We start from the raw sequence: 13,707 nt of genomic DNA on the forward strand, positions 1-13,707 counted from the left end.
GTCATGGACCGCCGCATTTTCGGGCTGGAGAACGAGTACGGCGTCACGTGCACGTTCAGGGGACAGCGCCGACTGTCACCTGACGAAGTGGCGCGCTACCTCTTCCGCCGTGTTGTGTCATGGGGCCGCAGCAGCAATGTCTTTCTGCGGAACGGCGCCCGCCTCTACCTCGACGTGGGATCGCATCCGGAATATGCAACCCCCGAATGCGACAACGTGACCGAACTGGTCACGCACGACAAGGCGGGCGAGCGCATTCTCGAAGGCCTGCTCGTCGACGCCGAACGCCGCCTGCACGAGGAGGGAATCGCGGGCGACGTCTATCTCTTCAAGAACAACACCGACTCGGCGGGAAACTCCTACGGCTGCCACGAGAACTATCTCGTCGCCCGCCACGGAGAATTCTCCCGGCTCGCGGACATCCTCATTCCGTTCCTCGTCACCAGGCAGCTGATCTGTGGTGCGGGCAAGGTGCTCCAGACCCCGCGCGGCGCGGTCTACTGCGTCAGCCAGCGTGCCGAGCACATCTGGGAGGGCGTCAGCTCCGCGACCACCCGCTCCCGGCCGATCATCAACACCCGCGACGAACCCCACGCCGACGCCGAGCGGTACCGCCGCCTCCACGTCATCGTCGGTGACTCGAACATGTCCGAGACGACCATGCTGCTCAAGGTCGGCGCCACCGACCTGGTGCTCCGCATGATCGAGGCGGGCACGGTGATGCGCGACCTGACCCTGGAGAACCCGATCCGGGCGATCCGCGAGGTCAGCCACGACCTCACCGGGCAGCGCAAGGTGCGCCTGGCCAGCGGCCGGGAGGCCTCGGCCATCGAGGTCCAGCGGGAGTACTACGAGAAGGCCGTGGACTTCGTCGAGCGCCGGGGCATCCGCACCGGCACCGTCGACCAGGTCCTGGAGCTGTGGGGCCGCACCCTGGACGCGGTCGAGGCCGAGGACCTCGACCGGATCGACACCGAGATCGACTGGGTCATGAAGTACAAGCTCATCGAGCGGTACCGGGCCAAGCACAACATGACCATGTCGAATCCGCGGGTCGCCCAGATAGACCTCGCCTACCACGACATCCACCGCCGCCGAGGCCTCTTCTACCTCCTGGAGCGCAAGGGGCAGACAGCCCGCATCTGCAACGACCTGAAGATCTTCGAGGGCAAGTCGGTGCCCCCGCAGACCACCCGGGCGCGGCTGCGCGGCGACTTCATCCGCAGGGCCCAGGAGCAGCGGCGGGACTTCACCGTCGACTGGGTCCACCTCAAGCTCAACGACCAGGCGCAGCGCACGGTGTTGTGCAAGGACCCGTTCCGTTCCGTCGACGAGCGCGTGGAGAAGCTGATCGCCGGCATGTGAGCCGGCGTCACCGCATCACGGCCCCGGCCCCCAGGACCCACCGGTCCTGGGGGCCGGGGCCGCCCGTGCGGGGTCCGGCCCCAACCGGATCAAAGGGCCTAGAGTGTTGCGGGACCGATTCACCGTGCCCCCTGAGATCTGAGGAACCAGTGCGCCGAATTGCCGGCCTTTTTCTCGCCCCCCTCCTGCTGCTGTCGGCAGTGGCGTGCGGCAGCGACGACAAGGCCTCCGACTCCGCCTCGTCCAAGAACGGCGTCCCCGCGATCACCGCGGGCGCCAAGTTCGGCGAGAAGCCCACCCTCTCCAAGGGGGAGGGTGACCCGCCCAAGGAGCTGAAGACCGAGGTCCTCAGCGAGGGGGACGGCGCGAAGCTCAAGAACGGCGACGCGATCCAGGTCAACTACCTCGGCCAGGCGTGGGACTCCACCAAGCCGTTCGACAACAGCTTCGACCGCAAGCAGCCCTTCGACCTCACGCTGGGCGCAGGCATGGTCATCCAGGGCTGGGACAAGGGCCTGGTCGGCCAGAAGGTCGGCAGCCGCGTCGAGCTGGTCATCCCGCCGGAGCTCGGCTACGGCGAGCAGGGCCAGGGCGACATCAAGCCCAACGCCACGCTCGTGTTCGTCGTCGACATCCTGAAGGCCACCCAGATCCCGGCCTCCGCCAAGGGCACCGAGGTCGCCCAGAACAACGCCGACCTGCCCAAGGTCGGCGTGAAGACCGACGGCAAGGCCCCGACGGTCACCATCCCCAAGGGCGACCCGCCGAAGAAGCTCGTCTCCAACTACGTCCTGGAGTCCGACGGCGAGGTCGTCAAGGAGTCGGACAGCGTCGTCGTGAACTACGTCGGCATGATCTGGAAGGGTGCCAAGGAGTTCGACAACACGTACACCACGGGCAAGACCCAGACCTTCCCGCTGTCCCAGGTCACCCTCAAGGGCCTGAAGAACGGCCTGGTCGACAAGAAGGTCGGCAGCCGGGTGCTGCTCGTCATCCCGCCGGACCAGGCCTTCGGAGACCAGCAGCAGCAGGCCATCCCGAAGAACTCCACCCTGGTCTTCGCCGTGGACATCCTCGCCAAGGTGTAAGACTGTCCCGGTTGTCCAGTTCATCATTTAGAGGAGCAGTTTCCGTGAGCATCGAGAAGCCCGAGGTCGACTTCCCGGGTGGCGAGCCGCCGGCCGACCTGCAGATCAAGGACATCTGGGAGGGCGACGGCCCGGTGGCCCAGGCCGGCCAGACCGTCTCCGTCCACTACGTGGGCGTGGCCTTCTCCACCGGCGAGGAGTTCGACGCCTCCTGGAACCGCGGCACCCCGCTGAAGTTCCAGCTCGGCGCCGGTCAGGTCATCTCCGGCTGGGACCAGGGCGTGCAGGGCATGAAGGTCGGCGGTCGCCGCGAGCTGATCATCCCCGCGCACCTCGCCTACGGCGAGCGCGGCGCCGGCGGCAAGATCGCCCCGGGCGAGACGCTGATCTTCGTCTGCGACCTCGTAGCGGTCTGATCCGTTCCGGTTGTGCGAAGGAGGGCCCCCGCCGCACGGCGGGGGCCCTCCTTCGCTCTCCGGCGGGTCCCGTCACCGCTCTCCGGCCGGCGGCCCGCCTTTTGGTCCCCACACCCCGGGGCGGTACGGTCGACGGTCGTAGAGCAACAAGAGAAAGGGCGTCGATGGCGATTGCCAAGGCCGAGCGGTTGATGAACCTCGCGCTGTGCCTGCTGGGGACCCGGCGCCCCCTCAGCAAACGCGAACTCCGCGGATCCATCGAGGCCTACCTCGAAGCGGGTTCCGACGACTCCTTCAACCGGATGTTCGAGCGCGACAAGGACGATCTGCGTGAGCTCGGCCTCGTCATCGAGACCGTCGAGAACCTCGACGGCGACACCGGATACCTGGCCCGCCGCGACAGCAACCGGCTGCCTCCCATCACTCTGGACGCCGAGGAGGCCGCGGCCCTCGGCCTCGCCGCCAAGGTCTGGCAGCAGGCACGCCTCGCCGGAGCCGCCAGCGGCGCCCTCCAGAAGCTGCGGGCCGCCGGAATGCCGGAGGCCGAGGACGCCTACGAGGTCCACAGCGCCCTCGAACCCCGCATCCCCGTCCACGAGGCCGCGTTCGAGCCCTTGATGCTGGCCTGCCGCGACCGGCGCCCCGTCACCTTCGACTACCGCAAGGCCAACTCCGCCCGCCCCGAGCAGCGCCAGGTCGAACCCTGGACCCTCGAATGCTGGCGCGGCCACTGGTACCTGGCGGGCTGGGACCGCGAGCGCGGCGCCGAACGCGTCTTCCGGCTCTCCCGCATCACCGGCAAGGTCCGCTCCCGCGCCGGGGCCTTCAGCGCCGAGGTGCCCGACGTCGTCACCGTCCGCGAGACCGTCGAGAGCTGGGCAGGCGAGACCGCGACCCGTACCGCCCGGATCAGGCTGCGCGCCGGAGCCGGTTACCCGCTGCGGTCGCGGGCGATAGCCGTGAGGGAACGCGGCGACGGCTGGGACGAGCTGGAGATCCCGTACGGGCACGGACTCGACGCCTGGCTCGTGGAGTTCGGCCCGGACGTCGTCGTGGAGGAACCCGCCGATCTGCGGGCCGATGTGGTGGACCGGCTCCGTGCCGTGGCCAAGGACTAGGGGCAGGGAAACGATGGCCACGAACGCGATCGACCAGACCCGCCGGATGCTGTCCCTGGTGACGTATCTGCGCGAGCGCCCCGGCGCCCACGTCCAGGACGTGGCACGCGCCTTCGGGATCACCGAGGACGAACTGATCTCGGACCTCGACGTCCTGCCCATGTGCGGTACCAGCTTCCGCGGCGGCGACCTCCTCGACATCGATACCGACGGCGACCGGATCTGGTGGCACAACCCGGACGACGTCGCCGAGCCGCTCCGCCTCGCCGCCGACGAGGCCACCGCGCTGCTCGTCGCGGCCCGCGCCGTCGCCACCCTGCCCGGCCTGCGCGAGAGCGACCGGCTCGCCCTCGTCCGCGCCACCGCCAAGCTGGAGACGGCCGCCGGCGAGTCCGGCGCGGCCAGCTCCCGCCTCTCGGTGACCTTCGAGGCGGAGGGCGGCGTCTTCGCCGACGTCGACCGGGCCATCTCCGAGCGCCGCCGGCTCTGGCTGCGCTACTACTCGCCCGCCCGCGACGAACTCACCGAGCGCGAGGTCGACCCGATCCGGCTCTTCGCCGTCGGCCACACCTATATGGAGGGCTGGTGCCGGCTCTCCGAGGCCCGCCGGACCTTCCGGCTGGACCGGGTCGCCGAGATCCGCCTCCTCGACGCCCCCGCCGCCCCGCCCGAGCTGGAGCTGCGCGACCTGTCCGCGGGGCTCGTCCAGCCCGCCGCCGAGGACCCGGAAGTCGTGATCGAGGTCGGCACCGGCGGCCGCTGGGTCGCGGAGTACTACCCGCACGACTCCGCCGACGAGCTCCCCGACGGCGGCCTGCGGATCACCCTGCGCACCCCGGACCCGGCTTCCCTGCGAAGGCTCGCCCTGCGCCTCGGCGGCGACGGCCGCATCGTCACCCCGCCGGAGCTCGCGGACAGCGCCCGCGAGGCCGCCCGCGAGGCACTCGCCGCCTACGAGGACGCGGTCTGAGACCCGAGGAGGGGAGACGACGATGAACCGGACGCCCCTGTTCCCGGCCACCACCCCCGGGATCCGCCCGGCGCCCCTGCCCGGCGCCGGGCCCGTCCCGGTGCCCGTACCCGCCGCCGTACGCTTCCGGGCCGCCTGCCCCGACTGCCGCGGGAGCTTCGAGCTGGCCGCCGCGGCACTGCGCCTCGCGATCGGCGCCACCAGCCGCACCACCTTCTACACCTTCACCTGCCCCGAGTGCGGCGCCTCGGTCCGCAAGCCCGCCGGGGAGCGCATCATCGAACTGCTCACCGGCGGCGGCGTACGGACGCTGCGCCTGCACACCGCCCTGTAGCGACCCGACCGCCGCGCTCGTCAAAAGCCCCGTAGGAAGTCCTGTAGGAAGCCCCGTAGGAAGAGGGACCGCCGTATGTTCTGGCCCATGCTCGCCATCGCCCTCGGATTCCTGGGCATCGCCGTGCTCGGCGTCCTGGGCATCAAGGTCTTCGTCGAGGCCCAGCGTCTCGGCCGACAGGTCACGGTCACCACGGAGCGGATCAACCGGGCGTCCGAGGACCTCGAACGGGCGGCCACCCGCCTCGCGACCACCGGCGAAGGCCTGCGATAACGGTCCCTGAGGCCTGATGTTCGCCCGCACCGGGGGGTACGCTGCATGGGTCGGCCCAGGCTAGGGAGGTGCGGGTCGCAAGCAGGAGTACGCGCGGGCATTGCCTCGCGTTTACCCCTGCGGGTTACGATCGCTGCCAAGCGCAACGATCGGACGTATGCCCGGTCGAACGGGTAGCGAGCCCACCCTCCAGCCGCCTCAGTGAGAAGGAAGTCGCACATGATCGGCAATCTGAAGCCCCTCGAGATCGTTCTGATCATCGCTGTCATCCTGCTGCTCTTCGGTGCCAAGAAGCTTCCCGACATGGCGCGCTCGCTCGGCAAGTCGGCCCGCATCCTCAAGAGCGAGGCCAAGGCCATGAAGAAGGACGACGCGCCGACCGCGGCGCCCACGACGGAGACCGTCGAGGACCCGAAGCCCCCGCAGTCCACCACCGCGCGCACCATCCAGGCCGCTCCGGGAGATGTCACCAGCTCCCGTCCGGTCAGCGAGGCCAAGCCCACCACCCAGAGCTGACAGCTGACGCGCTCCGCCGACAGCCGCCGCACGAGACGAGGGAAGTGGGTTGCTCAAGTCTGCCCGCAAGCAGGAGAAGGACGACGAGGGGCGGATGCCTCTCCTCGATCACCTGCGTGAGCTGCGTAACCGGCTGCTGAAGGCCGTGCTGGCGATCGTCGTGGTGACGATCGTGGCAGCGTTCTTCCAGAAGGAGATCTACGACTTCCTTCTCCGTCCCCTGCTCGAATCCGTCGGGTGCAAGGACGGCGTCGTCGTCGCCGTCAACGGCAAGCCCTGCGCGCTGCTGAAGACCAACACCCTGCTGGCGCCGTTCACCAACGCCCTCAAGGTCGCCCTGATGTCCGGCGTCCTGTTGGCCACCCCGGTCTGGCTGTACCAGCTGTGGGCCTTCGTGGCCCCAGGACTGCACCAGGGCGAGAAGCGCTACGCCTATGCCTTCGCCATCGTGGGCGCGCCGCTCTTCCTCTCCGGCGGCTACCTCGCGTACGCGATCCTGCCGCAGACCGCCGAGATCATGCTCGGGTTCAGCCCCGAGAACGTGCAGAACCAGATCGAGCTCGACAGCTATCTGGATCTGCTGGTCCGCATGGTGATCGTCTTCGGCCTCGCCTTCGAGCTGCCGCTGCTCCTCATCGCGCTGAACATGACCGGTGTCGTCTCCGGGAAGCGGATGCTCGGCTGGTGGCGCGGGATGATCGTGGGCCTCACCGGTTTCGCGGCGATCGCGACCCCGGGTGGCGAACCGGTCTCGATGCTGCTTCTCGCCGGCCCGCTCGCGGTCCTCTACTTCATCGCCGTCGGCTTCTCCCTGCTGAACGACAAGCGGCGCAACCGCAAGAACCCCGACGCCGAGCTCGGTGACGACGAGGCATCGGATCTCGATCTGACGCCCGAGCCCGTCGGGAGCGTGGAGCGTGTCTCCGGCTCTCGACCCGCACTCCCGGGGCAGGCGTCCGGTGAGGCGGACGGTCCCGGATCACACCGGGTGAACGGTTACGACGACATCACCTGACCTTGTAGGGTCCGGAAGGGTGACCAGCGAGATCACCCTCTTCGTCAATCCCACCGCAGGACGCGGCCGGGGCGCGCACGCCGCGCAGCCGGCCGCTTCCGCGTTGCGGGACGCCGGATTCTCCGTCCGTACGGTGCTGGGCCAGGACGCCGACGACGCCCTGCGTCGGGCTCGCCGCGCCGTCGCGGCGGGGACCGGGGCGCTGATAGCCGTGGGCGGGGACGGGCTGATGTCCCTCGCCCTCCAGGCCGTCGCCGGGACCGCCACCCCGCTCGGCGTCGTCGCCGTCGGCACCGGCAACGACTTCGCCCGGGCGCTGGGGCTGCCGATACGTGACCCGGCAGCCGCCGGACGGCTGGCCGCGCGGGCGCTCAAGGAGGGCGGTCACCGCGACATCGACCTCGGGCGGGTCGGGGAACGCTGGTTCGGCTCGGTCCTCGCCTCCGGCTTCGACTCCCGGGTCAACGACCGGGGCAACCGGATGCGGTTCGTCGGCGGCCGGTTCAAGTACGACCTCGCGATCCTCGCCGAACTGGCCGCCTTCCGGCCGATCCCGTACCGGATCCGGCTCGACGGGGGAGAGGCCGCCGAGATCGAGGCCACCCTCATCGCGGTCGGCAACGGAACCACGTACGGCGGGGGCATGCGTATCTGCGCCGAAGCCGAGATGGACGACGGGCTCTTCGACGTGACCGTGGTGGGACGGTGCACCCGCACCACGCTCCTCAAGGTCTTCCCGAAGGTCTACCGGGGCACGCACCTCGGCCACCCCGCCGTCACCGTGCACCGGGCCTCCTCGATCGAGCTGGCGGCGGCCGGGGTCACGGCGTACGCGGACGGTGAACCGCTGGGCCCGCTGCCGCTCACCGCCACCTGCGTACCGGGTGCCGTGCGGGTGCTCACCGGGGGCTGAGCAGGCGCCGGTCCGGCCCGGACGAGCAGACGACCAACGGTATTAAAGGTCGCGCTGAGTGTCAGAGGTGGCGGGTAGGCTCGTAGCCAAGATGACAGAGGACCTCTCACCAGCTGAGCGATACCAGGCTTCTCGGGACCGTGCGGCCGAGATGGCCACGGCCCTCGGGCCCTTCCGCGAGATGTACGAGTTCGGTCTGGACCCGTTCCAGATCGAGGCCTGCCAGGCCCTGGAGGCGGGCAAGGGGGTGCTGGTCGCGGCCCCCACCGGGTCGGGCAAGACGATCGTCGGCGAGTTCGCCGTGCATCTGGCCCTGGAGCAGGGCCGCAAGTGCTTCTACACCACACCGATCAAGGCGCTCTCCAACCAGAAGTTCGCCGATCTGGTCAAGCGCTACGGTGCCGACAAGGTCGGTCTGCTGACCGGTGACAACAGCGTCAACTCCGAGGCGCCGGTGGTCGTGATGACCACCGAGGTCCTGCGGAACATGCTGTACGCGGGCTCCCAGTCGCTGTCCGGCCTCGGCTATGTGGTCATGGACGAGGTGCACTACCTCTCCGACCGCTTCCGCGGCGCGGTGTGGGAGGAAGTGATCATTCACCTCCCCGAGTCGGTGACGCTGGTCTCCCTGTCGGCGACCGTCTCCAACGCGGAGGAGTTCGGCGACTGGCTGGACACCGTGCGCGGCGACACCGAGGTGATCGTCTCCGAGCACCGCCCGGTGCCGCTCTGGCAGCACGTGATGGCCGGACGCAAGATGTACGACCTCTTCGAGGAGGCGACCGACCACGGCGGCCGGGGCGCCGGACGGCGTGAGGTCAACCCCGACCTGGTCCGTCTCGCCCGGCAGGAGAGCCAGAACGTCTACAACCCCCGCGACCGCCGCCGGGGCAAGATGGTGCGCGAGGCCGACCGTGAGCGCGAGAGGCGTCAGCGCGGCCGGATCTGGACGCCCGGCCGGCCCGAGGTCATCGACCGGCTGGACAACGAGGGCCTGCTCCCCGCCATCACCTTCATCTTCAGCCGGGCCGGCTGCGAGGCCGCGGTCCAGCAGTGCCTGTACGCCGGTCTGCGGCTCAACGACGAGGACAAGCGCCGATTGGTCCGGGAGATCGTCGAGGAGCGGACCGCGTCCATCCCCGGCGAGGACCTGCACGTCCTGGGCTACTACGAGTGGCTCGAAGGTCTGGAGCGGGGCATCGCCGCGCACCACGCGGGCATGCTGCCGACCTTCAAGGAGGTCGTCGAGGAGCTGTTCGTACGGGGGCTGGTGAAGGCCGTCTTCGCCACGGAGACGCTGGCGCTCGGCATCAACATGCCCGCGCGTTCCGTGGTCCTGGAGAAGCTCGTCAAGTGGAACGGCGAGCAGCATGCCGACATCACCCCCGGTGAGTACACCCAGCTCACCGGCCGGGCCGGGCGCCGCGGCATCGACGTCGAGGGCCACGCGGTGGTCCTGTGGCAGCGCGGCATGGACCCGACGGCGCTGGCCGGCCTCGCGGGCACCCGCACCTATCCGCTGCGCTCCAGCTTCCGCCCCTCGTACAACATGGCGGTCAACCTGGTGCAGCAGTTCGGGCGGCACCGCTCGCGGGAGCTGCTGGAGACCTCGTTCGCCCAGTTCCAGGCGGACAAGTCCGTCGTGGGGATCTCGCGTCAGGTGCAGCGGAACGAGGAGGGCCTGGAGGGCTACCAGGAGGGCATGACCTGCCACCTCGGTGACTTCGAGGAGTACGCGCGCCTGCGGCGCGACCTCAAGGACCGCGAGACGGAGCTGGCCAAGCAGGGCGCGGCGCAACGCCGAGCGGCGGCGGCCTCCTCGCTGGAGAAGCTGAAGGCCGGGGACGTCATCCACGTGCCGACGGGGAAGTTCGCGGGGCTCGCCCTCGTGCTGGACCCGGGGCTTCCTGCCGGGCGGGCCAACGGGCACCGCGGGTTCGACCACCATGACGGGCCGCGTCCGCTGGTGCTGACCGCCGAGCGCCAGGTCAAGCGGCTGGCCTCGATGGACTTCCCGGTGCCGGTGGAGGCGCTGGACCGGATGCGCGTCCCGAAGTCGTTCAACCCGCGCTCGCCGCAGTCCCGGCGTGATCTGGCCTCCGCGCTGCGGACGAAGGCCGGGCACGTCGTGCCCGACCGGCACCGCAAGGGGCGGGCGCCGGCCGCCGACGACCGCGAGATCGCCCGGCTGCGGACCGAGCTGCGCGCCCACCCCTGCCACGGGTGCGACGAGCGGGAGGACCACGCGCGGTGGGCCGAGCGCTACCACCGGCTGCAGCGGGACACCCGGCATCTGGAGAAGCGGATCGAGGGGCGGACGAACACGATCGCCCGGACCTTCGACCGGATCGTCGCGCTCCTCACCGAGCTGGACTACCTCCGGGGCAACGAGGTCACCGCGAACGGGCGGCGGCTGGCCCGGCTGTACGGGGAGCTGGATCTGCTCGCCAGCGAGTGCCTTCGGGAGGGCGTCTGGGAAGGGCTCAACCCCGCTGAACTGGCGGCTTGCGTATCGGCGTTGGTGTACGAGGCGCGGCAGGCCGACGACGCCGTCGCGCCGAAGCTGCCGTCCGGTCCCGCCAAGCTCGCCATGGGCGAGATGGTGCGGATCTGGGGGCGGCTGGACGCCCTGGAGGAGGACTTCAAGATCAACCAGACGGAAGGGGTCGGGCAGCGTGAACCCGATCTCGGCTTCGCCTGGGCGGTCTACATGTGGGCCTCCGGCCGGACGCTGGACGAGGTGCTGCGCGAGGCGGAGATGCCGGCGGGGGACTTCGTGCGGTGGTGCAAGCAGGTGATCGACGTGCTGGGGCAGGTGGCCGCGGCGGCTCCTCGCGATGCGGGGGAGGGGGCGAGTCCCGTGGCGAAGAACGCGCGCAAGGCGGTGGACGCGGTGTTGCGGGGGGTCGTGGCTTACAGCTCTGTCGGCTGACGCCGGTGCTGGGCGCGGCGCGCGGGCGGGGTGGGGCAGGTCGTGCGGGTGCGCCTGCGGCGGGCTTGTTCCCCTACCCGCCCCTTCCCGAAACCGGGGCTCTGCCCCGGGCCCCGCTCCTCAAGCGCCGGAGGGGCTGGGAGGGTGGCTGGCTCTGCCCCGGCCCCCGCTCCTCAAGCGCCGGAGGGGCTGGAGTACGGCCGCCGGAGGGGCTTGAGCGGGATCGAAGAGGGGCGGGGGCTTTCGGGGCGCGTCCGGGTCAGGTGCTGCGGGTTTTGGCGGCTGCTCCCGCGCAGACCATGCCCAGCAGTACGGTCAAGCCGCCGACGATGATGTTGTTGATCACGATCCCGGCGTCCGGGCTGCTGCCCACCACCCAGCTCGACACGATGATCCACGCACCCATGGCGCAGATCGCCCAGCTCAGGCCGTACATGCGCTCCGGCATCACCGTGAAGCCGAGAGCCAGTACCGCGATGGCGATGCCCATCACCAGGTTGTGCGTGACCAGGGCCGGCTGGCTGGCCGTGAAGTGGAGCACCCACGGGGAAACGGCGCAGTAGAGGCCGACGAGGAACACCGGCGCGTCCACCAGCGCCACATCGCGACCACCCATCACCCGGTCGTACCGCGCACGCATTTCCGAGGCATCGGGGTGGCCCGATAGGTCACTCCTCGCGTGTGAGACGTTGCTCATGAGATTTCGTCTCCTTCGTCGTGCGGGCCCCGCCGCCGTAGCGAAGAGATGCGGCAGGCACCCTCATCCCCATAGTGCTCTTATCTGGCGTTTATGTGTATTTTTCGGGCGATGTTGTTGGTGGGGATTCTCAGGTGCTCCGAGGCCCTTCGGAGTCGAGGCGACCGGCCAGGGTGCGAAGGTCCCCCGCGGTCAGCCGGCGGTTCCCGTAGCCGGGCAGCGGTACGTGCAGGGGCTCGGTCCAGCGGTCGGGGATCGTTCCGATGCCGTACACCGCTCCCGCCAGGCCACCCGTCACGGCTGCCACCGTGTCGGTGTCCCCGCCCACGTCGACGGCGGCCGCCAGGGACCGCTCGAAGGTGTCCGTCGTGCGCAGCGCCCAGAGCGCCGTGCCCAGGCAGGGCCACACCGCGCCGTTGAACTCGGTCGCCAGGCCCGGGTGCCAGTCGGGGGCCAGTACCGTCGCCCAGCGGGCCCGGTGGTCGGCGTGGACCTCGGCCAGCGTCGCGGGGAGGGCGGCGAGCGGGTCCTCGCCTGCCAGCGCGACCCGGATCAGTTCGTGGAGGACGGCGGTGCCCTCCCAGGCCGCCCGGTCGCCGTGGGTCAGCGCCGCGATCCGGCGGGCCGCCTCCATCGTCCCCGGGCGGCCGGAACGTGCGAAGTACACCGCCGATGTGGTCGCCCGCATCAGCGAACCGTTGCCCGCGGCCCGCCCGTTGAGCTGGAAGTGCAGGGCCGCCGCCAGGTCCCAGGGTTCGCCGTTGGTCAGCACGTCCTCGGTCTGGAGGCCGATGTCCTTCGGCCCGCCCGCGGCCCACCTCCGGAACCGGTCGAACACGTCCGGCAGGTCCAGGCCGCCTCGCTCCAGCAGCGACTCCCCGACCAGCACGGCCATCTGCGTGTCGTCCGTCGCCTCGCCCGGGTCCCAGCCGCCGCCCCCGCACAGCGCCCCGACGCCGTCCGGGAAGCGGGCCGTGAACACGCCGGCGGGGCCGAACTCGAACGGGGCGCCGAGCGCGTCCCCGGCGGCGGACCCGACCACGGCTCCGGCCACGCGGTCGCCACGGCCCAGGGGGTCACGGTGTGTCATCCGGTCAGGCTAGGGCAGCGCCTGCGCACGACGAGGGGCGGGGAGCCGCGGTACACCGCGGCTCCCCGCCCCTCGTCCGTGGGGGTCGGTGGGGGGGCTACTTCGGGGGCATCAGGACCGAGTCGACGATGTAGACCGTGGCGTTGGCGGTCGGGACGTTGCCGCAGACGACCTTCGACGCGTCGTTCACGGTGTACTCGACGCCCGAGCCGGCCGTGGTCAGCTTGCTCTTCTCCAGCGTGTCGAAGGAGCCCTTCTCCAGCTGCTGGGGCGTCAGCTTCTCGCCCACCACGTGGTAGGTGAGGACCTTGGTGAGCTCGGCCTTGTTCGCCAGCAGTGCGTCCAGGTCGGCCTTCGGGATCTTGGCGAAGGCGTCGTTGGTCGGGGCGAACACCGTGATGTTCTCCGCGTTGTTGAGCGTGTCGACCAGGCCTGCCTGCTTCACGGCGGCCACCAGCGTCGACAGCTCCTCGTTGTTCGAGGCGGCCGTGGCGACCGGGTCCTTCGCCATGCCGTCGAACGAGCCCGCGCCCTCCGTCGGCACCGACGAACAGGCCGGACCGAACGGCTCGTCCATGGTCGCCGAGTCATCGGCCGAGGGGCTCGCCGGGGCGGACGAGCTGGGCGTCGAGCCTGCCGCCGAGTCCTTGGAGGAGTCGTCCGACGAGCAGGCGGTCAGGGCGAGCGGCAGCACGGCCGCTGCGGAGACGGCGACGGCTGCGCGGCGGAAGAGGAGCGTGTTCATGGCGTTTCTCCTGGATCGAAGGTCTGGTGCGGAGAGAGAAAGAGAAGAGAAAAGGGGAGTGGGGCGTGCGGCCGGCGGGACCGGCGGGGCGGAAGTGCCCCGGCCGGCCGCGCGTCGTTCCGGTCTGCTCTCACACAAGGGGTTCGACGCCGGTCGGCCGGCGGATTGGTCCGGAACCCTCATTCACCCGTTCGGAGTAGATCCACTGATCGACCAATCCATCCGGCCACCCGCC

Annotated in this window: 14 protein-coding genes; 11 read left to right on the forward strand and 3 right to left on the reverse strand. The window is 70.3% G+C overall.

All coding sequences use genetic code 11. The annotated features are described in order from the left end of the window. Window positions 1-3: 3 nt before the first annotated feature. The 11 genes from pafA (at window position 4) to AB0F29_RS08890 (ending at window position 10,940) form a co-directional block, all read left to right on the forward strand. On the forward strand, window positions 4-1,365 hold the full coding sequence (gene pafA / locus AB0F29_RS08840) for a Pup--protein ligase (RefSeq protein ID WP_030583618.1): 1,362 nt from the start codon (window positions 4-6) through the stop codon (window positions 1,363-1,365). Window positions 1,366-1,514: 149 nt separating this feature from the next. Then, window positions 1,515-2,453: an FKBP-type peptidyl-prolyl cis-trans isomerase gene (locus AB0F29_RS08845; RefSeq protein ID WP_361869063.1), complete on the forward strand. Its 939-nt coding sequence runs from the start codon at window positions 1,515-1,517 to the stop codon at window positions 2,451-2,453. Between the two features lie 44 nt (window positions 2,454-2,497). Further along, a complete protein-coding gene (locus AB0F29_RS08850) occupies window positions 2,498-2,869 on the forward strand; it encodes an FKBP-type peptidyl-prolyl cis-trans isomerase (RefSeq protein ID WP_361869066.1) in 372 nt (123 codons plus the stop codon). Window positions 2,870-3,033: 164 nt separating this feature from the next. Further along, complete coding sequence (locus AB0F29_RS08855; protein WP_018959519.1) at window positions 3,034-3,987, forward strand: WYL domain-containing protein; 954 nt, start codon at window positions 3,034-3,036, stop codon at window positions 3,985-3,987. A 13-nt stretch (window positions 3,988-4,000) separates the two neighbouring features. Continuing rightward, on the forward strand, window positions 4,001-4,957 hold the full coding sequence (locus AB0F29_RS08860) for a WYL domain-containing protein (protein WP_361869070.1): 957 nt from the start codon (window positions 4,001-4,003) through the stop codon (window positions 4,955-4,957). A gap of 22 nt (window positions 4,958-4,979) precedes the next feature. Next, window positions 4,980-5,291: a hypothetical protein gene (locus AB0F29_RS08865; protein WP_361869073.1), complete on the forward strand. Its 312-nt coding sequence runs from the start codon at window positions 4,980-4,982 to the stop codon at window positions 5,289-5,291. 75 nt (window positions 5,292-5,366) lie between these two features. Continuing rightward, entirely contained in the window at window positions 5,367-5,564 is a 198-nt protein-coding gene (locus AB0F29_RS08870) for a hypothetical protein (protein ID WP_361869076.1), read from the forward strand. A 219-nt stretch (window positions 5,565-5,783) separates the two neighbouring features. After that, on the forward strand, window positions 5,784-6,080 hold the full coding sequence (gene tatA, locus AB0F29_RS08875; RefSeq protein WP_361869078.1) for a Sec-independent protein translocase subunit TatA: 297 nt from the start codon (window positions 5,784-5,786) through the stop codon (window positions 6,078-6,080). Between the two features lie 49 nt (window positions 6,081-6,129). After that, window positions 6,130-7,095, forward strand: a complete 966-nt coding sequence (tatC, locus tag AB0F29_RS08880; RefSeq protein WP_361869081.1) for a twin-arginine translocase subunit TatC — start codon at window positions 6,130-6,132, stop codon at window positions 7,093-7,095. A gap of 19 nt (window positions 7,096-7,114) precedes the next feature. Further along, window positions 7,115-8,008, forward strand: coding sequence for a diacylglycerol kinase (locus AB0F29_RS08885; protein WP_361869084.1), 894 nt, complete (start codon window positions 7,115-7,117; stop codon window positions 8,006-8,008). 91 nt (window positions 8,009-8,099) lie between these two features. Beyond that, window positions 8,100-10,940, forward strand: a complete 2,841-nt coding sequence (locus tag AB0F29_RS08890) for a DEAD/DEAH box helicase (protein ID WP_361869086.1) — start codon at window positions 8,100-8,102, stop codon at window positions 10,938-10,940. A gap of 259 nt (window positions 10,941-11,199) precedes the next feature. On the opposite strand, the gene AB0F29_RS08895 is transcribed toward AB0F29_RS08890, so the two are convergent. The 3 genes from AB0F29_RS08895 to AB0F29_RS08905 all read right to left on the reverse strand — a co-directional run bounded on the left by AB0F29_RS08895 (window position 11,200) and on the right by AB0F29_RS08905 (window position 13,472). Beyond that, window positions 11,200-11,637 (reverse strand): SPW repeat protein, encoded by a 438-nt coding sequence (locus AB0F29_RS08895; RefSeq protein WP_361869089.1) that lies wholly within the window; start codon window positions 11,635-11,637, stop codon window positions 11,200-11,202. A gap of 130 nt (window positions 11,638-11,767) precedes the next feature. Next, window positions 11,768-12,727: an ADP-ribosylglycohydrolase family protein gene (locus AB0F29_RS08900; protein ID WP_361869092.1), complete on the reverse strand. Its 960-nt coding sequence runs from the start codon at window positions 12,725-12,727 to the stop codon at window positions 11,768-11,770. A 97-nt stretch (window positions 12,728-12,824) separates the two neighbouring features. Then, complete coding sequence (locus AB0F29_RS08905) at window positions 12,825-13,472, reverse strand: fasciclin domain-containing protein (protein WP_018959510.1); 648 nt, start codon at window positions 13,470-13,472, stop codon at window positions 12,825-12,827. Between the last annotated feature and the right edge of the window lie 235 nt (window positions 13,473-13,707).

The sequence above is a fragment of the Streptomyces sp. NPDC026589 genome (genome assembly GCF_040638385.1).
Classification (GTDB): domain Bacteria; phylum Actinomycetota; class Actinomycetes; order Streptomycetales; family Streptomycetaceae; genus Streptomyces.

What these genes read in the sequence shown, in the direction of transcription:
- pafA (WP_030583618.1), top strand. Translation starts at nt 4, where the DNA reads ATGGACCGCCGCATTTTCGGGCTGGAGAACGAGTACGGCGTCACGTGC.
- AB0F29_RS08855 (WP_018959519.1), top strand. Translation starts at nt 3,034, where the DNA reads ATGGCGATTGCCAAGGCCGAGCGGTTGATGAACCTCGCGCTGTGCCTG.
- AB0F29_RS08860 (WP_361869070.1), top strand. Translation starts at nt 4,001, where the DNA reads ATGGCCACGAACGCGATCGACCAGACCCGCCGGATGCTGTCCCTGGTG.
- AB0F29_RS08865 (WP_361869073.1), top strand. Translation starts at nt 4,980, where the DNA reads ATGAACCGGACGCCCCTGTTCCCGGCCACCACCCCCGGGATCCGCCCG.
- AB0F29_RS08870 (WP_361869076.1), top strand. Translation starts at nt 5,367, where the DNA reads ATGTTCTGGCCCATGCTCGCCATCGCCCTCGGATTCCTGGGCATCGCC.
- tatA (WP_361869078.1), top strand. Translation starts at nt 5,784, where the DNA reads ATGATCGGCAATCTGAAGCCCCTCGAGATCGTTCTGATCATCGCTGTC.
- AB0F29_RS08890 (WP_361869086.1), top strand. Translation starts at nt 8,100, where the DNA reads ATGACAGAGGACCTCTCACCAGCTGAGCGATACCAGGCTTCTCGGGAC.
- AB0F29_RS08895 (WP_361869089.1), bottom strand. Translation starts at nt 11,637, where the DNA reads ATGAGCAACGTCTCACACGCGAGGAGTGACCTATCGGGCCACCCCGAT.
- AB0F29_RS08900 (WP_361869092.1), bottom strand. Translation starts at nt 12,727, where the DNA reads ATGACACACCGTGACCCCCTGGGCCGTGGCGACCGCGTGGCCGGAGCC.
- AB0F29_RS08905 (WP_018959510.1), bottom strand. Translation starts at nt 13,472, where the DNA reads ATGAACACGCTCCTCTTCCGCCGCGCAGCCGTCGCCGTCTCCGCAGCG.